19 protein-coding genes are annotated in these 18,431 nt (G+C 61.2%); 13 read left to right on the top strand and 6 right to left on the bottom strand.

Annotated features, from left to right (window positions below):
- From PH551_RS13185 to PH551_RS13165, 5 genes are all read left to right on the top strand, one after another.
- Positions 1–218 (top strand): hypothetical protein (locus tag PH551_RS13185; RefSeq protein ID WP_285192699.1); only part of this gene is annotated, 218 nt, incomplete at its 5' end.
- A 293-nt stretch (positions 219–511) separates the two neighbouring features.
- Entirely contained in the window at positions 512–1,459 is a 948-nt protein-coding gene (gene lhpI / locus PH551_RS13180; protein WP_285193324.1) for a bifunctional Delta(1)-pyrroline-2-carboxylate/Delta(1)-piperideine-2-carboxylate reductase, read from the top strand.
- A complete protein-coding gene (hrpB, locus tag PH551_RS13175; protein WP_285193323.1) occupies positions 1,456–3,921 on the top strand; it encodes an ATP-dependent helicase HrpB in 2,466 nt (821 codons plus the stop codon). The genes lhpI and hrpB overlap by 4 nt, the downstream gene beginning before the upstream one ends.
- A 21-nt stretch (positions 3,922–3,942) precedes the next feature.
- A complete protein-coding gene (locus tag PH551_RS13170; RefSeq protein WP_085776464.1) occupies positions 3,943–5,271 on the top strand; it encodes an ActS/PrrB/RegB family redox-sensitive histidine kinase in 1,329 nt (442 codons plus the stop codon).
- 68 nt (positions 5,272–5,339) lie between these two features.
- Positions 5,340–5,918: an ActR/PrrA/RegA family redox response regulator transcription factor gene (locus PH551_RS13165; RefSeq protein WP_285193321.1), complete on the top strand. Its 579-nt coding sequence runs from the start codon at positions 5,340–5,342 to the stop codon at positions 5,916–5,918.
- Between the two features lie 12 nt (positions 5,919–5,930).
- Here the strand turns inward: PH551_RS13165 and PH551_RS13160 are convergent, their stop codons facing one another.
- Positions 5,931–6,425, bottom strand: a complete 495-nt coding sequence (locus PH551_RS13160) for an MmcB family DNA repair protein (protein ID WP_011423458.1) — start codon at positions 6,423–6,425, stop codon at positions 5,931–5,933.
- A gap of 179 nt (positions 6,426–6,604) precedes the next feature.
- Here PH551_RS13160 and PH551_RS13155 point away from each other — a divergent pair, with 179 nt between their 5' ends.
- A complete protein-coding gene (locus PH551_RS13155; protein WP_011423457.1) occupies positions 6,605–7,288 on the top strand; it encodes a L,D-transpeptidase in 684 nt (227 codons plus the stop codon).
- Between the two features lie 69 nt (positions 7,289–7,357).
- Here the strand turns inward: PH551_RS13155 and PH551_RS13150 are convergent, their stop codons facing one another.
- From PH551_RS13150 to hslV, 5 genes are all read right to left on the bottom strand, one after another.
- The gene (locus PH551_RS13150) at positions 7,358–9,529 is read right to left on the bottom strand and encodes a malate synthase G (RefSeq protein WP_285193320.1); all 2,172 of its coding nucleotides are present in this window, start codon (positions 9,527–9,529) and stop codon (positions 7,358–7,360) included.
- A gap of 84 nt (positions 9,530–9,613) precedes the next feature.
- The gene (locus PH551_RS13145) at positions 9,614–11,026 is read right to left on the bottom strand and encodes a cytochrome P450 (RefSeq protein ID WP_285193319.1); all 1,413 of its coding nucleotides are present in this window, start codon (positions 11,024–11,026) and stop codon (positions 9,614–9,616) included.
- Positions 11,027–11,074: 48 nt separating this feature from the next.
- The gene (locus PH551_RS13140) at positions 11,075–12,022 is read right to left on the bottom strand and encodes a DUF1402 family protein (RefSeq protein WP_285193318.1); all 948 of its coding nucleotides are present in this window, start codon (positions 12,020–12,022) and stop codon (positions 11,075–11,077) included.
- Positions 12,023–12,210: 188 nt separating this feature from the next.
- Complete coding sequence (hslU, locus tag PH551_RS13135; RefSeq protein ID WP_064708200.1) at positions 12,211–13,518, bottom strand: ATP-dependent protease ATPase subunit HslU; 1,308 nt, start codon at positions 13,516–13,518, stop codon at positions 12,211–12,213.
- Positions 13,519–13,622: 104 nt separating this feature from the next.
- Complete coding sequence (gene hslV / locus PH551_RS13130) at positions 13,623–14,150, bottom strand: ATP-dependent protease subunit HslV (RefSeq protein ID WP_064800163.1); 528 nt, start codon at positions 14,148–14,150, stop codon at positions 13,623–13,625.
- A 177-nt stretch (positions 14,151–14,327) separates the two neighbouring features.
- On the opposite strand from hslV, the gene hisB reads away from it, so the two are divergent.
- From hisB to hisF, 7 genes are read left to right on the top strand one after another with little or no spacing between them, the layout of a single operon-like run.
- Positions 14,328–14,936, top strand: a complete 609-nt coding sequence (hisB, locus tag PH551_RS13125; RefSeq protein ID WP_097601349.1) for an imidazoleglycerol-phosphate dehydratase HisB — start codon at positions 14,328–14,330, stop codon at positions 14,934–14,936.
- 21 nt (positions 14,937–14,957) lie between these two features.
- The gene (locus PH551_RS13120; protein ID WP_285193317.1) at positions 14,958–15,440 is read left to right on the top strand and encodes a DUF2628 domain-containing protein; all 483 of its coding nucleotides are present in this window, start codon (positions 14,958–14,960) and stop codon (positions 15,438–15,440) included.
- Positions 15,441–15,442: 2 nt separating this feature from the next.
- On the top strand, positions 15,443–16,093 hold the full coding sequence (gene hisH, locus PH551_RS13115) for an imidazole glycerol phosphate synthase subunit HisH (RefSeq protein ID WP_285193315.1): 651 nt from the start codon (positions 15,443–15,445) through the stop codon (positions 16,091–16,093).
- 52 nt (positions 16,094–16,145) lie between these two features.
- A complete protein-coding gene (locus tag PH551_RS13110) occupies positions 16,146–16,328 on the top strand; it encodes a hypothetical protein (RefSeq protein ID WP_085776456.1) in 183 nt (60 codons plus the stop codon).
- The gene (locus PH551_RS13105) at positions 16,325–16,882 is read left to right on the top strand and encodes a hypothetical protein (protein WP_285193314.1); all 558 of its coding nucleotides are present in this window, start codon (positions 16,325–16,327) and stop codon (positions 16,880–16,882) included. The genes PH551_RS13110 and PH551_RS13105 overlap by 4 nt, the downstream gene beginning before the upstream one ends.
- A gap of 6 nt (positions 16,883–16,888) precedes the next feature.
- The gene (hisA, locus tag PH551_RS13100; protein WP_285193313.1) at positions 16,889–17,635 is read left to right on the top strand and encodes a 1-(5-phosphoribosyl)-5-[(5-phosphoribosylamino)methylideneamino]imidazole-4-carboxamide isomerase; all 747 of its coding nucleotides are present in this window, start codon (positions 16,889–16,891) and stop codon (positions 17,633–17,635) included.
- Complete coding sequence (hisF, locus tag PH551_RS13095) at positions 17,635–18,423, top strand: imidazole glycerol phosphate synthase subunit HisF (RefSeq protein ID WP_285193312.1); 789 nt, start codon at positions 17,635–17,637, stop codon at positions 18,421–18,423. The genes hisA and hisF overlap by 1 nt, the downstream gene beginning before the upstream one ends.
- Positions 18,424–18,431: the final 8 nt, after the last annotated feature.

Raw genomic sequence — 18,431 nt, 5'->3', positions numbered from 1 at the left:
CTTTCAAAGGATCCAATCTCTCAGATCCCGCAAGCTCCGCCGCCCACGTTTCTCTTTCTTCCAATCTTCAATTGTCAAATAACAGACGACCAAAAGCCGTCACCAAAACCCGCTCCAAACCTAAGCCCGAAGCAACAAACCAGCAATCCGCCAATTCGCTTGAGTTTCTTAAGAACGAGAGACTTCGTCGCCAGCAGCGCCGCCGCCCTCGTCAGTGAGTGGGCTTATAATCCCACCCCCTTTTCTAAGTCAACAGCCATTCCAAAAGTTTTTTGACATTTTTGTAACAGGCTGATTTTGCTTAGCTTTTTGTTTCGGTCTTTGAAAACCCGCAAAATTGCCGCCCGATTGGGCAGTTCTGAGGGCCTGTCTTAACCGAATCTCGGACAAATCGCTTCGAAGGCGCTGTCATGACCTATATGGGAAGCCTGCAGCTGTAATTCCAGGGCGCTTGCGTCTCACGTACGCCCCTCGCTAATTTGGCTGGAACAACGATCCGGCGGAGTGAAGAATGCTTGTCCTCAACGAAGAACAGACGCGCGCGGCCCTGCCCTGGCCCGAGCTGATCGAAGCGATCGCCGCCATGTTTGCGAGCGAATGCGTGATGCCGGTGCGACATCACCACGAGATGGACGTACCCGGTGAAGAGAGCGCAACGCTGCTTCTGATGCCGGCCTGGGTTCCCGGGCGTTATGCCGGGGTGAAGATGGTTTCGGTCTTTCCCGGCAATGCACAGCGAAGCCTGCCGGCAATTTCAGGGACCTATCTTCTTTCCTCAGGCGCGACCGGCGAGATGCTGGCCGTGATTGACGGCGCCGAGCTGACGGCGCGGCGGACAGCAGCGGCATCGGCGCTCGCCGGCCGTTATCTCGCTCGCCCGAATGCGGAGGAAATGCTCGTCTGCGGAACCGGGCGGCTGTCGCTCAACCTGATGCTCGCCCACGGCACGACCCGGCCCATAAAGAGATACAGGATCTGGGGACGCAACGCGCAGGCGGCGGAGAAGATCGCGGCGGAAGCGCGAGTGCTGGGCCTCGATGCTAGAGCCGTCACCGACAGGGAAGCGGCGGCACGGACGGCCGACATCATTTCCTGCGCCACACTTTCCAGCGAACCGCTGGTATCGGGCGAATGGCTGAAGCCGGGCGCACATCTCGACCTCGTCGGCGCCTTCAAACCGAGCATGCGCGAAAGCGACGACGAAGCCATTCGCCGCGCTTCGGTCCATGTCGATACCCGCGCTGGCGCCACCAGCGAGGCCGGCGATATCGTTCAGCCGATTAAAAGCGGCGTGCTTGACATGAACGATATCCAATCGGAGCTTGCTGAACTCGTCAGCGGCGTGCATGGCGGACGAAGCCATGATGAGGAGATTACGCTGTTCAAATCGGTCGGCGCAGCACTCGAGGATCTCGCCGGCGCCATCCTTGCCTATGAGACGGTGGCGGGCCGCAAGTGACGATCAGTGCATCATTGCCGGAGCTTCCGGTTTCGCATGTCCTGCCAGCCGTCGCGGCGGCGTTGGCCGAGCAGCGACGCGCCGTTCTTTCCGCGCCACCCGGCGCCGGCAAGACGACGCTGGTGCCGCTCTACCTGCTCGATCAGCCCTGGCGCGGCGACGGCAAGATCATCCTGCTCGAACCGCGGCGGCTAGCGGCGCGAGCCGCAGCCAGCCGGATGGCGTCGCTCATCGGCGAAAAGGTGGGCGAAACGATCGGCTACCGTATGCGCCTCGACAGCAGGATATCGGCGGCGACCCGGGTCGAAGTGGTGACAGAAGGGGTTTTCGCCAGGATGATCCTCGACGATCCGGAACTGACCGGCGTCTCGACCGTGCTTTTCGACGAATTCCATGAGCGGTCGCTCGATGCCGATTTCGGGCTGGCGCTGGCGCTCGACGTGCAGTCAGCGTTGCGCGAGGATCTGCGCGTCCTGGTGATGTCGGCGACGCTCGACGTGGAGCGTGTGGCCGCCCTGCTCGATAACCCGCCTATCATCGAGAGCCTGGGACGCAGCTTTCCGATCGATATCCGCTATCAGGACCGGGCCGGCGGCGAGCGCATCGAGGACGCCGTCTCGCGGGTGATTATCGAGGCTCACGCCGATGAGGACGGCTCTATCCTCGCCTTCCTGCCCGGCCAGGCGGAAATCACGCGCACCGTGGAGCGCCTGCAGGGGCGATTCGGGCCCGAAACCTTGATTGCCCCTCTCTATGGCAATCTTAGCCAGAAGGAGCAGGATGCAGCGATTCGCCCGGCGCCCAAGGGAATGCGCAAGATCGTTCTTGCCACCTCGATCGCCGAAACATCGATCACCATCGACGGTGTTAGGATCGTGATCGACAGCGGATTGCAGCGTCTGCCGGTCTTCGAGGCCTCGACCGGGATTACGCGGCTCGAGACGGTGCGGGTGTCGCGAGCCTCGGCCGATCAGCGGGCCGGCCGCGCGGGACGAACCGAGCCCGGCATCGCCATCCGGCTGTGGCACCAGGGGCAGACGGCGGCACTGCCGGCTTTCACACCGCCGCAGATCCTCTCCAGCGACCTCTCCGGCCTGGTGCTCGATCTCGCGCATTGGGGGGTCCAGGATCCCGCATCCCTTGCCTTCGTCGATCTGCCGCCGGAAACGACGCTTAAGGAAGCGCGGGCGCTGCTCGGTCAGCTCGGAGCGCTCGACAAGGATGGCGCGTTGACTGCCCGTGGCAAGATGATGCGCGATCTCGCTTTGCCGCCGCGACTTGCCGCCATGGTCGTCTCATCAGGCGAATCGGGCCATGCCCGGGAGGCGGCGATGATTGCCGTGCTCCTGACCGAACAGGGGCTTGGCGGATCGAGCATCGACATTGACGACCGGCTGCGGCGATTCAAAGCCGAGCGCGGTGACAGAGCCGACGCCTCGCGGCGGCTGGCGGGGCGGCTGGCCGCCGGCCTCGATCCCGTCACAACAGCCGCACCCGTATTGGCGGGTCAGCTGCTGCTGCACGCATTCCCAGATCGGATCGCGCTTCAGCGCGGGGGGCGCGGGCGATTCGTCATGGTGAACGGGCGGGGAGCGGAACTGCCGGAGACCGAGCGGCTCGCCGGCAGCCAGATGCTCGTCATCGCCGATCTCACCGGGCGCGCGGCGCAGGGGCGGATTCTGGCGGCGGCGGAAGTGACACGTGCGGATATCGAAGCCGAACTGCCTGGCGAGATCAGAACCGATGACCAGATATTCTTCGACCGGCAAAGCCGGCAGGTGCGGGCGCGGCGGGCAACTCGGCTTGGCGCAATCGTCTTCGAAGAGACGCCCTTGCCGCGTCCTTCCGGAGCCGCCGTCACTCAGGCGCTGATAGAGGGCGTGCGCGAATTGGGGCTTGATCAGCTCGCCTTCTCAAAGGAGGCCATGCAGCTTCGCGAACGGATCGGTTTTCTTCATCGGACGATCGGTGATCCCTGGCCCGATGTCAGCGACGATGCTCTGCTTTCTCGGCTGGAAGATTGGTTCGCTCCCTTCCAGGAGGACGCCCGTAGCCTTTCCGAGGTTTCTGCGGCCGGGCTTTCGAACGGCCTGATGTCGTTGGTACCACACGAGCTGCAGCGCGATCTTAGCCGGCTTGCGCCAACGCATTTCGAAGCGCCGACCGGTCAAAAACATCCCATCCAATATGAAGGCGAGGAGCCGGTCCTGACGATCCGCGTGCAGGAGCTGTTCGGGCTCAAGCAGCATCCGGCGGTCGCCGGAGGCCGCCTGCCGCTACTCCTGGAGCTGACGTCACCGGCGCACCGGCCGATCCAGACGACACGCGACCTGCCCGGCTTCTGGGTGGGCTCATGGAAGGACGTGCGCGCCGAGATGCGTGGACGCTATCCCCGCCACCCCTGGCCGGAGCGGCCGGAAGAGGCGCTGCCGACGACACGGGCAAAACCACGTGGTACATGAGAGCCATCAAGGAGCTCCGGAATGATCGACAAGCCCGGTGTCATCGACAAGACCGAAAGCCATACGCTGGAAGACCGGCACAGCAGCCGCAGGCTGCGGCTACAGACGTTGGTGCGGCTTCGCTGGCTTGCGGTCGGCGGCCAGGCACTGACGGTGTTCATCGTCGCCTTCTGGCTGAAATTTCCCTTGCCGCTGATCGCCAGCTCTTTGCTGATCGCCGCCCTTGCCTGGGTGAATTTCTACCTGACAATCCGCTATCCGCCGACGCATCGGCTGGAGCCGCCGGCCGCCTTCGCTTTGCTCGGCTTCGATCTTCTGCAGCTTTGCGCGCTGCTCTTCATCACGGGCGGCCTCGCCAATCCGTTCGCCGCACTCGTCTGCGTGCCCGTCATCATCTCTTTCGCCTCACAGCCAATCCGCTACAGCACGGCACTGATCGGCTTTGCCATGGTCTGCATTACAGTGCTTGCCTTTTCGCCTTTCCCGCTGCCCTGGTTCGACGGCGTCGAGATCAATGTCCATAATGTCATGCAGTTCGGCGTCTGGTGCTCGATCGCCTCGACCATGGCCTTCGCCGCCTTCTATGCCTATCGCGTCTCGATGGAAGCGAGCCAGCTTGCCGATGCGCTCGCCGCGACCGAACTGGTGCTACAGCGGGAAAAGCATCTTTCGCAGCTGGACGGTCTGGCTGCGGCCGCCGCTCATGAACTCGGCACGCCGCTTGCCACGATCAGCGTCGTCGCCAAGGAAATGGAGCGCGAGCTCAAGGATGATGATCGCTTTCGCGAGGATGTCATGCTGCTGCGAAGCCAGAGCGAACGCTGCCGTGACATTCTGCGGCGGCTGACGACGCTCTCCTCCGAAGGAGAGGCGCATATGCGCCGGCTGCCGCTTTCCTCCATGATCGAAGAAGTTGTCGCACCGCACCGGGAATTCGGCATCACACTCGAGCTCATCGAGAAGAGCCCGCGCAAGAGCGAGCCGGTCACCGATCGCAATGCCGGCATCATGTACGGGCTCGGAAACCTCATCGAAAATGCCGTCGATTATGCCAGGGAGAAAGTGACCGTGACCGTCGAGCATGATCAAGACAAAGTATTGATCGTCATCGAAGACGACGGCAATGGTTACTCGCCTGACATCCTGACGCGCATCGGCGAGCCCTATGTGACCAAGCGGCAGAAGGAAGATACGGCCGGCGGCCTCGGGCTCGGACTTTTCATCGCCAAGACACTGCTGGAGCGCTCGGGCGCATCGCTGGTTTTCGAGAACCGAGAGCCGGAAAGAGCCGGCGCGCGCATCCGCATCGAATGGCCGCGAATGCTGATCGACGCAAATTCGACAAAATGAGTTTGTGGGCATAAGTAGAATGAGAAACGGTTGCCCAGGATCAGGCGCAACCGCCGGGACCCGAGACGATGACAGAACAGAATCATGGAAATTTCGCCGCACCGGATGAAGACCATATCGGGCCCGACGCCAGCCTGCTGATCGTCGACGACGACGGGCCCTTCCTGCGCCGTCTCGCACGGGCGATGGAGACGCGCGGTTTCGAGGTGGAGACGGCCGAATCAGTGGCGGAAGGCGTTGCGAAATCGAAAGGCAGGCCGCCGAAATATGCGGTGGTCGACCTTCGCCTCGGCGACGGCAACGGCCTCGACGTCATCGAAGCGATCCGGCAGCGGCGCGACGATACCCGGATCATCGTGCTGACCGGCTACGGCAATATCGCAACAGCGGTGACGGCCGTAAAACTCGGAGCCGTCGATTATCTGGCCAAGCCCGCGGATGCCGACGAGGTCTTTTCAGCGCTGACGCAACGGCCGGGCGAAAAGGCCGAGCTGCCGGAGAATCCGATGTCGGCCGATCGGGTGCGCTGGGAACACATCCAGCGGGTCTACGAGATGTGCGAGCGCAATGTCTCGGAAACAGCACGTCGGCTCAACATGCATCGGCGAACGCTGCAGCGCATACTTGCCAAACGCGCGCCGAAATAGAAGAAACCTTCGTCAGACATCATCCACAGTGAATGGTTTTCCGTTCGCCCATTCGGCCATCATCAACCTTTGCGCAGCGGCGCGCGAGAAACTGAGCGTGACAGATTTGCGCGTGGCCGGTGCCATGCGGTGTTCCGGCGCCTCGCGGATCATATGGGCGCCATAGCCATCTGAGAGGAAGAGCCCGCATTCCTCGGGAAAGATGTCAAGCGGCACACCTTCATGAGTCGCAAAGAACAGGCGGTCGCAATGCAGCCTGTATTCGGGCCATTTGCGATCCACCCGGAAATCCTCGATCGATGTCTTGATTTCGATGATCCAAACTTCGCCCTTTTCCGAAAGCGTGATCAGATCGGCGCGGCGGCCGCTGGCGAGCGGCAGTTCCGGCAGCACCGCATGGCGCATTTCGTGCAGCAATATCTGCGTTCCGCGCCGCACCATCATGGCCCTGTCCGATTGCCGGCCATCGATTAACGGATTGTTATTGTAAACGCTCAAAATCGTCATGGATAACCATCGCCGAGCCGGGTGTGTTGTTGCAAAAAAACCATGCGCTTTTAATTTGCGCGGCAGACGGATTCCTCGCGCCGAAGCAGTCTTGCAAAGCGCAAGTTAATCGAAAATAAACCATAATCAACGATGGTCGAAAGACTGTTCTCCTCGCCCGAAAACTTCAAGAGTTATCTATGCGCATCCGCAACGCATTCCCTGTATTTGGCCTGCTGACGACACTCGCACTGGCCGGCTGCTCCACCAATTCCGAAAGCGCATCCGTCGACGACAAGGGCGCAGGCCCGACGGTACAGACAGCTCAAATCTTCAACGACGCCTATGGCGTGACGAAGGACGCCGGATACTCCCTGCCGGCGATCCCGATCGACAGGGTCAAGCCGCAGTTCCGCCGCCAGGTCGTCAGCTACCAGACCACCGAGCGTCCAGGCACCATCATCGTCAATACGCGCGAGCGCTTCCTCTATTACATCCTGCCGAACGGCAAGGCGATGCGCTACGGCATCGGCGTCGGCAAGCAGGGCTTCGCATGGGCCGGCACTGCCTATGTCGCCTGGAAACAGGAATGGCCGACCTGGCACCCGCCGAAGGAAATGGCTGAACGCCGCCCCGACGTCGCCAAATACGTCGAGGAGGGCATGGGCCCCGGTCTCAGCAATCCGCTCGGCGCGCGCGCCATGTATCTCTTCAACGACGACGGCAAGGACACCCTGTTCCGCCTGCACGGCACGCCGGAATGGGCTTCGATCGGCACCGCCGCTTCCTCGGGCTGCATTCGCCTGATGAACCAGGACGTCATCGACCTCTACAGCCGCGTCCGCCCCGGCAAGGGGACCTCCAAGGTCATCGTCATCCAGTAGGCTAGATACCGAATTCGGTATAAAAAGGGCCGCCGGACTGTCGTTCCGGCGGCTTTTTCGTATTCTCGGTTACACCGATTGTTTCGCCTTGAGCTCGAGGCGGCGGCGGTGAAGCACCGGTTCGGTATAGCCGTTCGGTTGCTCCCTGCCCTTCCGGACGAGATCGAGGGCGGCCTGGAAGGCGATCGAATCATCGAAATTGGCCGCCATCGGCCGGTAGGCCGGATCGGATTCGTTCTGTCGATCGACGATGGCAGCCATGCGTTTCATCGTTTCGACGATCTGAGCTTCGGTGACGACTTTGTGATGCAGCCAATTCGCCATGTGCTGGGCCGAAATGCGCAACGTGGCGCGATCCTCCATCAGGCCGATATTGTTGATGTCGGGCACTTTCGAGCAACCGACGCCCTGATCGACCCAGCGCACGACGTAACCGAGGATACCCTGGGCATTGTTGTCGAGTTCCCGCTGGATTTCCTCGGGAGTCCAGTTCGGCCGCACCGCAACCGGCACGGAGAGAATGTCGGAAAGCTTTTTGCGAGCCCGGTCCTTCAGCCCCTGCTGAACCCGGGCGACGTTGACGCGGTGATAATGGGTGGCATGCAGGGTTGCGGCCGTCGGCGACGGCACCCAGGCGGTGTTCGCGCCGGCCTTGGGATGGGCGATCTTCTGTTCCAGCATCGCCGCCATCAGATCCGGCATCGCCCACATGCCCTTGCCGATTTGGGCGTGGCCGGAAAGGCCGCATTCCAGACCGATATCAACGTTCCAGTTCTCATAGGCCGATATCCACGCTGCCTGGCGCATATCGCCCTTGCGAATCATCGGACCGGCTTCCATCGAAGTATGGATCTCGTCGCCGGTGCGGTCGAGGAAACCGGTGTTGATGAAGACGACGCGCTCGCGGGCGGCACGAATGCACTCCTTGAGATTGACCGTTGTGCGCCGCTCCTCGTCCATGATGCCCATCTTGATGGTGTTGCGCGCCATGCCGAGCGCGTCTTCGACCCGGGAGAAAATCTCGACGGCGAAGGCGACCTCTTCTGGCCCATGCATCTTCGGCTTCACCACATACATGGAGCCGGTGCGGGAATTCTTCTTCCGGCCGGCGGGACCGATATCGTAAAGCGCGATCAGGGCAGTGATGATGGCATCCATGATGCCCTCGGGCACTTCGTTGCCGTCCTTGTCGAGGATCGCGGGATTGGTCATCAGGTGGCCAACATTGCGCACCAGCATCAACGAACGGCGATGCACCTCGAACGAAGCGCCATCCGGGCCCGTATAGTCCAGATCCGGGTTGAGCTTGCGGATGAAGGTCGTTCCGCCCTTTGCCACCTCTTCCTGCAGATCGCCCTTCATCAAGCCGAGCCAGTTGCGATAGACGATCACCTTGTCTTCGGCGTCGACGGCTGCAATCGAATCCTCGCAGTCCATGATCGTGGTGATCGCCGATTCCAGCCAGACATCGGAAATATGGGCCGGATCGGCCTTACCGATCGCTGTCGTCGGGTCGATAACGATATCGATATGGATGCCGTTGTTCTTCAGGAGAATATGGCTCGGCATGGTGGCATCGCCGCGATAGCCGGCAAAATGCCGGCCGTCTCTGAGCATTGTCTGCTCGCCGTCCACCGATCTGACGACGAGCATTCCGTCCTTGACGGCGAAGCTGCCGACATCCTTCCAGCTGCCGTCCTGCAGCGGCGTCGCCGTATCGAGGAAATCTCGCACCCAGGCGATGACCTTTTCGCCGCGCTTCGGATTATACCCCTTACCCTTCTCGGCGCCGTCGCTCTCGGGAATGGCGTCGGTGCCATAGAGCGCATCATAGAGCGAGCCCCAGCGAGCGTTGGCGGCGTTCAAAGCGTAGCGGGCATTCATCACGGGAACGACGAGCTGCGGACCGGCGATCGAGGCGATCTCGGGATCGACGTTTTCGGTCGAGACCTGGAAGTCCGATCCTTCCGGCAGAAGGTAGCCGATGCTACGGAGAAAGGATTGATAGTCGTCCATATCCGACGGGGCGCCATGCTGGCGATACCAGTCATCAATCTTCGTCTGCAGCTCGTCGCGTTTGGCCAGCAGTGCGCGATTGCGCGGGGCGAGATCGTGAACGATCGCCGAAAAATCGGCAAAGAATCTGTCCACATCGATCGCCAGACCCGGCAGAACCTCCTGCGTCAGGAAATCGTGAAGGACGGTTTCGATGGCAAGACCGTTCTTATCAATGCGGCTCATGCGTATTCTCCCTGGCAGCGCCTGTGAATGCTGCCACTTTGCCCGGCTTTCATTCACAGTCAATTCCGCAATAGTTCGAAAGATTTATGCCGTTCCGGAAATTATGCGCGACGTCACGCGCATGGGAAGCCCGTTCTGCGGCTGAGTCGTCAGCTTCTGCACCGGCCAAGGGTTGGTGGTTGCCGTCTGATCGAAACGGAAACGGCGCATCATCACGGCCAGTGCGATCACCGCCTCCTGCAGCGCGAAGGTCGCGCCGATGCAGACGCGCGGGCCGGCGCCGAACGGCAGAAACTGATACCGGCCGATGCTGCCGCGGTTTTCCGGCAGGAAGCGCTCCGGCATATAGGCGCGCGGCTTTTCCCAATAAAGTTCGTGGCGATGCAGCGTCCACGGCATGATCAGCACGGTAATATCCGCCGGTATTTCGACCTTTTCGCCCTTGGCATTCGTCCAGAGGTCATCGGCTATGGCGGCGCGATTGATCGAAGGAGCCGGCGGGTAAAGTCTGAGGGCCTCTTCGAAGGCCGCCCGCGTCACCGGCATCAGATCCAGCCATTCCACTGGTTCGGCTCCAGTCGCCAGGACGGCATCGATCTCCGTCTCCATCGCCTCACGAATATGCGGGCTGTTGGCCACACAATAAAGTGTCCAGGCAAGCGCACGCGCCGTCGTCTCGTGGCCGGCTCCGATGAAAGTCAGGATATTGTCCTCGATCTCCTCCTTGGTCAGGCCATCCGGACCTGCCTGTTCCAGGAGCAGCGTCAGAAAATCCTCCGGTGCGGCGGCGCGATCGGCCTTCATCTTCGCCAGACGCACATCCATGGTATCGCGGACGATAGCCCTGAATTTTTCCAGCACCTTCTGACCGCCGATACGGGTCAGGCGTGGCACCCAGGAGGGCGCGCGCAGCAGGTCCATCGGGTCGACGCGGCCCATCCGGTGGAGAAGCTGGTTGACGTCATCGGCGAAATGGCCGCTCGACGAGATGATTTCGCCGGAGAAGAGCGTTTCGGCAAGGATAGCAAAGGTCAAATCGGTCATGTCGGTGGCAATGTCGAAAATTTGACCAGCCGCCTCGCCGTTCTCGTATTTGCGGACGAAATCTTCCGATTGCCGCAGCATCTGGCCGGCAAAGCCCTTGGCGTGGCGCGGCGTGAAGACTGGCGCGACCGCCTTTCGCGATCGCTTCCAGACCTGGCCTTCCGCCGTCAACAACCCGTCACGCAAGATTGGCCGCAACACCAGCTGGCGAATGTCGGACATGCGGTAATTGGCGGCATTGTCGACCAGCACGTGCTTGATGAAGCCGGGATCGTTGACGATGAGGGTGTGTTGCCCGAAGAAACTCGTCTTGATCCAGGGTAGCGTATAGGAGGGCTCGCCCCAGAGTTCGAGCGGGTTGCGCAGGATGATTCGGATGATATCCAGCCGGCTCGGCGGCACAGTGCGCGGCAGCGGTGCCGGCGGAACGAAGGGATCCGGACGCATGTCCATCGTCAAAGCCTTTCGGGGAAGAGCGACGCCTTCCCGGCAAGCTTGAAGCTAGAGCAGGCCCTTGAGTTCGTCCAGCTTGTCGTTGATCAGCCAGCCGTAATAATTCTCTTCAGGCCAAACGGTCGCACCGGAAGAGCGGTTTTTCGCCGCAAGGGCTGTGGCACGCTGGCGGGAATTGCCGACATTATACAGCGTCGCCGTCAGGCCGGGATTGCCCGAGATATCCATGCCGGCAATCTCCTTGTAGTCGTCGATCGACCGGCGGATCGAGGCCGCGACGAAGGCGAGCGAGATATCTGGATCCATGATCGCCTTATAGACGTCGCCGGCATTCTTCTCGTTCAGCTTCGGATAGCCGGAGACGCGGCTGACGAGATCGGAGAGCATCAACGCCGTCAGCGGATTGACCTGACCGAGGCCGAAGGTCTGGCCGGCATAGAAAGGCTGAAAGAAGACCGCACTGAAGCGGTTGTTGGGGAAGCTCTCGCCACCCACGGTCTTGCCGCGGAAATCGCTTTCCCAGACATCTTCCCGGCAGGACCAGAGCGTGTAGGAATCATTCTTGCCCTTGCACTGCGCAAATTGCGGCCGCGCCACGAAATCGTCGACGTTTTCGCCGTCATAGGCGAAGCGGAAACTTTCCCCGGCATAGGAAGCGGCTTTGACATAATAGGCCTGCAGCCTGTCGTAAGCGTCGACATTATAGGTATGTTCGCCAACGATCGCGCCGACGACATGGATGGGATTGATGCCGTAAGCGCTGGAGACCTTGCGGATCTTGGCCATCAGCTCGCGATCGGTCGCAAGAAGCTCATGGACCTTCTCATATTTCAGATCGAAGCTGCTCTTGGTGCCCTTGGTGCGGCGGACGGACGCGCCGGGAATATCGGGCTGCTCAGCGTGGCGATTGCCGGCCGGCACCGTCTGCATGGCGAAGGCCGGCGCCGAATTCACCAGGGCAACGGCAATCAAAAGGCTTGTCAAAAGGCGTCGCACGATCCGCTATCCCGTCCGTTCATCGTCCTGTTCGCGATGCGGCTGACTGGACCAGAATCTTGGCCGAATAAAGCCGTAGCGGAAAACAAAACGGGCCTTCACTAAAAAGGAAAAGGCCCGCTGTCGATAGTCGAGGTCAACAGAATGCGGCATTCACATCGGTAAAGCCACGAGCCGGTGCGCCGATATCACAGAATGAAGCGTGACAGGTCGGTATTCTGCGCGAGATCGCCGACATGTTCGCGCACATAGGCTGCATCGATCGTGATGGCTGCCCCTGCCCGATCCGGCGCATTGTAGGAAATATCGTCCAGAACCCGCTCCATCACCGTCTGCAGACGGCGCGCACCGATATTCTCGACCGAGGAGTTCAAATGCACGGCGACATCAGCCAGCGCGTCGATCGCGTCCTCGGTGAAATCGAGGTTCAGATTTTCGGTTTCCATCAGCGCCCGGTACTGGCGGATGAGGCTCGCTTCGGTCTCTGTCAGGATCCGGCGGAAATCCTCCTTGTTCAGCGGGCGCAGCTCGACGCGGATCGGCAGGCGGCCCTGCAGCTCCGGCAAGAGATCCGAGGGTTTGGAGACATGGAAGGCGCCAGAGGCGATGAAGAGGATATGGTCCGTCTTCACAGGCCCGTATTTGGTCGAGACCGTCGTGCCTTCGACGAGCGGCAGCAGGTCGCGCTGGACACCTTCGCGTGAAACGCCGGCACCCATGCCGCCGTCGCGGGCGGCGATCTTGTCGATCTCGTCGAGGAAGACGATGCCGTCATTTTCGGTAGAGCGGACGGCCTCGCGCTGGATCACCTCGTTGTCGATCAGCTTGTCGGATTCATCGCGAATCAGATCGGTATAGGAAGCCTTGACCGTCGTGCGCACCTTCTTAGTGCGTCCGCCCATTGCCTTGCCGAACATTTCCGACAGGTTGAGCACGCCGATATTGGCGCCCGGCATCCCGGGTATTTCAAAGCCGCCCATGCCGGAGCCGGCATCGGCCACCTCGATATCGATTTCCTTGTCGTCGAGCTCACCGTCCCTGAGCTTCTTGCGGAAACTTTCGCGGGTGGCGGGCGAAGCGGTGGTGCCGACCAGCGCATCGAGCACACGCTCCTCGGCGCTCACATGCGCCTTGGCCTGCACCTCGGCCCGCTTCTTCTCGCGCACCAGGCCGATGCCGACCTCGACCAGATCGCGGATGATCTGCTCGACATCACGGCCGACATAGCCGACTTCGGTGAACTTCGTGGCTTCGACCTTGATGAAAGGCGCGCCGGCGAGTTTTGCCAGACGGCGGGAAATCTCCGTTTTACCGACACCGGTCGGACCGATCATCAGGATGTTTTTCGGCATGACTTCGTCGCGCAGGCTCGGGTCGAGCTGCTGGCGACGCCAGCGGTTGCGCAGCGCAATCGCGACGGCGCGTTTGGCATCATGCTGGCCGATGATGTAGCGATCGAGTTCGGAAACGATCTCGCGGGGGGAAAAGGTCGTCATTGCGTATCATTCTCCTGGCGGTCCGGAGCCATCAACGCCCGGCCGCAATTCATCGTTGTCGCGCCGCGACGGGTCAGCCGCGGCAGCAGCCGGAAGGCCGGGATTCAGCTTTCGACGTCCAGCAATTCGACCACGATATTGTGGTTGGTGTAGACGCAGATGTCGGCGGCGATATCGAGGGCGCGCCGCGCGATCTCTTCGGCCGATTTGTCGGTATCCATCAGTGCACGAGCGGCGGCGAAGGCAAAATTGCCGCCAGAACCGATCGCCGTCGTGCCATGTTCGGGCTCCAGAACATCGCCATTGCCGGTGATTGCCAGGGTGATCGACTTGTCGGCGACGAGCATCATGGCTTCGAGATTACGCAGGTATTTGTCGGTGCGCCAGTCCTTGGCGAGCTCGACGGCGGCGCGCATCAGCTGACCGGGATATTGTTCCAGCTTCTTTTCAAGCCTTTCGAGCAGGGTGAAAGCGTCGGCCGTGGCGCCGGCGAAACCGGCGATGACCTCGCCCTTGCCGATGCGCCGGACCTTGCGGGCATTGCCCTTCATCACGGTCTGGCCGAGGCTCACCTGGCCATCGCCCGCCATCACCACCTTGCCGCCTTTTCGAACTGTAATGATTGTTGTCATAAAACACCTGTCTGCCCATGAGGCGGGCCTTTACACGAGACCGCAAACCGGTCCTTGTTGAACCCTATGTAAGCCGGCCGGAGCTGATTGCAAATGGGCGGGCTTTTCTCCTGCCCGGCTTCTGGATATTTGCCGATGCGCCTGATAAGGAACGGCCTTATTCCGATGGAGGGCCAGATGGCCGAGACCGCAGCAAGCCGTACCGGCAGCGTTGCCCGCAAGACCAACGAGACGTCGATTTCCGTTTCCGTTAATCTCGACGGCACCGGCAAATCGAAGATTTCGACCGGCGTCGGCTTCTTCGACCATATGCTCGATCAACTTTCGCGGCATTCGCTCATCGACATGGAAATCGAAGCCAAGGGTGACCTGCATATCGATGATCATCACACGGTCGAGGATACCGGTATTGCGATCGGCCAGGCGATCTCGAAGGCGCTTGGCGACCGCCGGGGCATCACACGCTACGCTTCGATCGATCTCGCTATGGACGAGACGATGACCAAGGCGGCTGTCGATCTTTCGGGTCGGCCGTTCCTCGTCTGGAATGTCGCCTTCAGCGCACCGAAGATCGGCACCTTTGACACGGAACTCGTGCGCGAATTTTTCCAGGCGCTCGCCCAGAACGCCGGCATCACCTTGCATATTCTCAATCATTATGGCGCCAACAACCACCATATTGCCGAGACATGCTTCAAGGCGGTCGCGCGCGCATTGCGCACGGCGACAGAGATCGATCCGAGACAGGCGGGCCGTGTTCCCTCGACGAAGGGCACGCTCGTCTGAGCCCCTCAGGGAGCGGCGACAATGACCTCCAGCTATATTTTCCTGACACCGCCCGGTGCGAACCCAGCGACCGATGAGGTGCGCACTATTCGCGACGGCTTCACCTGGCTCGGCTTCCTGTTTCCATGGGTTTGGCTTCTGGTGCACCGGCTATGGATGCATGCGGCCGCGGCGTTTCTCCTGCAGGGAATCGGCGGCGCACTGATGGACGAACCCGGTCTGGGGCCGGCGGGCGCGGCGATCATGCTGGGCGTGAATATAGTGGTCGGTCTCGAAGGCCAGAACTTTCGCATCCGCCATCTTGCCGCCAAGGGCTGGAACGAGGACGCCCTCATTGCAGCCGATACGCTCGATATCGCCGAGCAGGTCTATTTTGCGGACAAGACAGTCCCTGCGAGCAGTGACGATACGGTCGCACCGGATTGGCAGAACAAGCCCGGTGCAAACAGCCTGCGCGGCCAAGCAACATCGCTTGATCTCTTTGGTTTTGATGGAGGACGCTGACGATGCGCGTCGCGATTATCGACTATGGCTCCGGCAATCTGCGCTCGGCGACCAAGGCTTTCGAGCGGGCCGCGCGGGAGGCGGGCATCAATGCCCATATCGATCTCACCGATAAGGCGGAGGACGTTGCTGCGGCCGATCGTATCGTGCTGCCCGGCGTCGGCGCATATGCCGATTGCCGGCGCGGACTGGACGCCGTGCCCGGCATGAACGAAGTGCTGATCGAGGCTGTCGAGAACAAGGCGCGGCCTTTCCTCGGCATCTGCGTCGGCATGCAACTGATGTCGTCGCGCGGTCTGGAGAAGACCGTGACACACGGCTTCGGCTGGATCCCAGGCGACGTCATCGAGATGACGCCTGACGATCCCGCCTTGAAGATTCCGCAGATCGGCTGGAACACGCTCGACCTGAAGCGCGAGCATCCGCTCTTCGACGGCATTCCCACCGGGCCGCAGGGGCTGCATGCCTATTTCGTCCATTCCTACCATCTTGCCGCCGAAAATGCCGAGGATGTCATTGCGACCGTCGATTATGGCAGACCGATGACCGCCCTCGTCGGGCGCGACAACATGGTGGGGGCCCAGTTTCACCCGGAAAAGAGCCAGAAGCTCGGCCTCGCCCTGATCGCCAATTTCCTGCGCTGGAACCCATAATACCTCCGCCTTATTTCCTCTTTATGAAAAGAGCCGAACAGGAGTGCGCTCGATGCCGGCTTCGCGGAAATCAGGCAAGGTGTTCTATATGCTGAGACCCTCCAGAGAGGGTCTGCCTCCCTTCTCGGACATCCGGCTTCCCGACGGGACGATCATTCGCCGTGTCGACGAAGCCCTCCATAGAAGAGCGCTTTCCAATGCGGCCAAGGCATTGAAGGAAAGGCTGGACCGATGATTCATGAATTTCTTGGCGGCAACGAGAATTCGCAGCTGCGCGCCAATGGGATCAATGCCGGCGATATCACCGAAGCCGTGCTGGAATTCTATATCGAAGGCGAAGACGATCTGATCGGCCTGCTTGCCTACGCCCTTTACGAGCGGCATAAGCGCGATTTCGTCGTCAGCTATCGAAAGCGGAATGCCGGCCGTTCGCCCAATGAGGCCGAGCTTGCCGCAGTTTCCAGCAATTATCTCTCCACTGACCTGCGCAATACGCTGCGCGATCGCGCCTCGCAGATTCTTTCGAGCTATGCCGAGACCTATGTGGAAGCGATGGAGCCTGAGATCCGGCTCGCCGCCGTCAACAGCGACGCCCTGCGGCGGGTGCGGGAGATCGAGAAATCGGTGAAGAAGCGCCTCGGTTTCTGGCGGCAGGTGCGTGCGGGCTTCATCGCCATCCTTTTGCTTCTGCTGCTTTTGAGCGCGGCCGCCATTGCCGCTGTCTTTTTCCACTCGGATATCGTAGATGCGTGGAATGCGCTGATGGCAGCGATCACTCTACGGACGTAAGACGACATGATCCTTTTTCCCGCGATCGATCTGAAGGGCGGCCAATGCGTTCGCCTGAAGCTCGGCGACATGCAACAGGCGACGGTTTACAACACCGATCCCGCCGCCCAGGCGAAGTCCTTCGAAGACCAGGGTTTCGAATGGCTGCACGTGGTCGATCTCGATGGCGCCTTCGCGGGACATTCGGCCAATGGCGACGCCGTCGAGGCGATCCTGAAGGCGACAAAAAATCCGGTGCAGCTCGGCGGCGGCATCCGCACCCTCGACCACATCGAAGCCTGGCTGTCGCGTGGGTTGCGGCGGGTCATCCTCGGCACCGTCGCGGTCAGAAATCCTGATCTGGTGATCGAGGCCTGCCGGAAATTTCCGGACCAGGTTGCCGTCGGCATCGATGCCAAAGGCGGCAAAGTGGCCGTCGAGGGTTGGGCTGAAGCTTCGGAACTCGGCATTGTCGAGCTTGCCCGGAAATTCGAGGGCGCCGGCGTTGCCGCGATCATCTACACCGATATCGACCGCGACGGCATCCTGACCGGCATCAACTGGAGCTCGACTCTGGAACTCGCCGATGCCGTCTCCATTCCCGTCGTCGCTTCGGGCGGCCTTGCCTCCATCGAAGATATCAAGCGCATGCTGCAGCCCGACGCGCAGAAGCTGGAAGGGGCGATTTCAGGCCGGGCGCTTTACGACGGGCGTATCGACCCCAAGGAAGCGCTGGCGCTGATCAAGGCCAACAGGGCGAAGGAGACCGCATAATGACCCTCAAGGCTCGTGTCATTCCCTGCCTCGACGTCAAGGACGGCCGCGTCGTCAAGGGCGTCAACTTTCTCAATCTCGTCGATGCCGGCGATCCCGTCGAAGCGGCGAAGGCTTATGACGCGGCCGGCGCCGACGAGCTCTGCTTCCTCGACATCACCGCGTCCTCGGACAATCGCGAGACGATTTTCGATGTCGTGTCGCGCACGGCCGATCAATGCTTCATGCCGCTGACTGTCGGAGGCGGGGTCAGAACCATCGCCGACATCCGCAAGCTCCTGCTGTGCGGCGCCGACAAGGTGTCGATCAACTCGGCGGCCGTCAGCAATCCTGATTTCGTCACTGAAGCGGCCGACAAGTTCGGTGACCAGTGCATCATCGTCTCGATCGACGCCAAGCGCCGACGCACGCAAGCGGTCGGCGGCGACAATCTCAGCGCCTGGGAAATCTATACGCATGGCGGCCGCAACGCGACCGGCATCGATGCTATCGAATTCGCTCAGAAAATGGTGGCGCGCGGGGCCGGCGAACTGCTCGTTACCTCCATGGACCGCGACGGCACCAAGGCCGGCTACGACCTGGAGCTGACGCGGGCGATTGCCGATGCTGTGCGTGTGCCGGTCATCGCATCCGGCGGCGTCGGCGACCTCGACGATCTCGTCGCCGGGGTGAAGGAAGGCCATGCCAATGCCGTGCTCGCCGCATCGATCTTCCACTTCGGCACCTATACCGTCGGCGAGGCGAAGCACTATATGTCGAAGTGCGGCATCGACATGCGTCTCGACTGAACCCTGAG

The sequence above is a fragment of the Rhizobium atlanticum genome (assembly GCF_030182485.1).
Taxonomy (GTDB): domain Bacteria; phylum Pseudomonadota; class Alphaproteobacteria; order Rhizobiales; family Rhizobiaceae; genus Rhizobium.
This window is presented reverse-complemented; position numbering and strand designations above follow the sequence as displayed.

Bases quoted from the DNA above. Each gene is read 5' to 3' on its own strand.
- lhpI (WP_285193324.1), top strand. From the start codon at position 512: ATGCTTGTCCTCAACGAAGAACAGACGCGCGCGGCCCTGCCCTGGCCC.
- PH551_RS13110 (WP_085776456.1), top strand. From the start codon at position 16,146: ATGCCGGCTTCGCGGAAATCAGGCAAGGTGTTCTATATGCTGAGACCC.
- hisB (WP_097601349.1), top strand. From the start codon at position 14,328: ATGGCCGAGACCGCAGCAAGCCGTACCGGCAGCGTTGCCCGCAAGACC.
- PH551_RS13165 (WP_285193321.1), top strand. From the start codon at position 5,340: ATGACAGAACAGAATCATGGAAATTTCGCCGCACCGGATGAAGACCAT.
- PH551_RS13160 (WP_011423458.1), bottom strand. From the start codon at position 6,425: ATGACGATTTTGAGCGTTTACAATAACAATCCGTTAATCGATGGCCGG.
- hisF (WP_285193312.1), top strand. From the start codon at position 17,635: ATGACCCTCAAGGCTCGTGTCATTCCCTGCCTCGACGTCAAGGACGGC.
- PH551_RS13145 (WP_285193319.1), bottom strand. From the start codon at position 11,026: ATGGACATGCGTCCGGATCCCTTCGTTCCGCCGGCACCGCTGCCGCGC.
- PH551_RS13170 (WP_085776464.1), top strand. From the start codon at position 3,943: ATGATCGACAAGCCCGGTGTCATCGACAAGACCGAAAGCCATACGCTG.
- PH551_RS13150 (WP_285193320.1), bottom strand. From the start codon at position 9,529: ATGAGCCGCATTGATAAGAACGGTCTTGCCATCGAAACCGTCCTTCAC.
- hslV (WP_064800163.1), bottom strand. From the start codon at position 14,150: ATGACAACAATCATTACAGTTCGAAAAGGCGGCAAGGTGGTGATGGCG.
- hslU (WP_064708200.1), bottom strand. From the start codon at position 13,518: ATGACGACCTTTTCCCCCCGCGAGATCGTTTCCGAACTCGATCGCTAC.
- hisA (WP_285193313.1), top strand. From the start codon at position 16,889: ATGATCCTTTTTCCCGCGATCGATCTGAAGGGCGGCCAATGCGTTCGC.
- hisH (WP_285193315.1), top strand. From the start codon at position 15,443: ATGCGCGTCGCGATTATCGACTATGGCTCCGGCAATCTGCGCTCGGCG.
- PH551_RS13120 (WP_285193317.1), top strand. From the start codon at position 14,958: ATGACCTCCAGCTATATTTTCCTGACACCGCCCGGTGCGAACCCAGCG.
- PH551_RS13155 (WP_011423457.1), top strand. From the start codon at position 6,605: ATGCGCATCCGCAACGCATTCCCTGTATTTGGCCTGCTGACGACACTC.
- PH551_RS13105 (WP_285193314.1), top strand. From the start codon at position 16,325: ATGATTCATGAATTTCTTGGCGGCAACGAGAATTCGCAGCTGCGCGCC.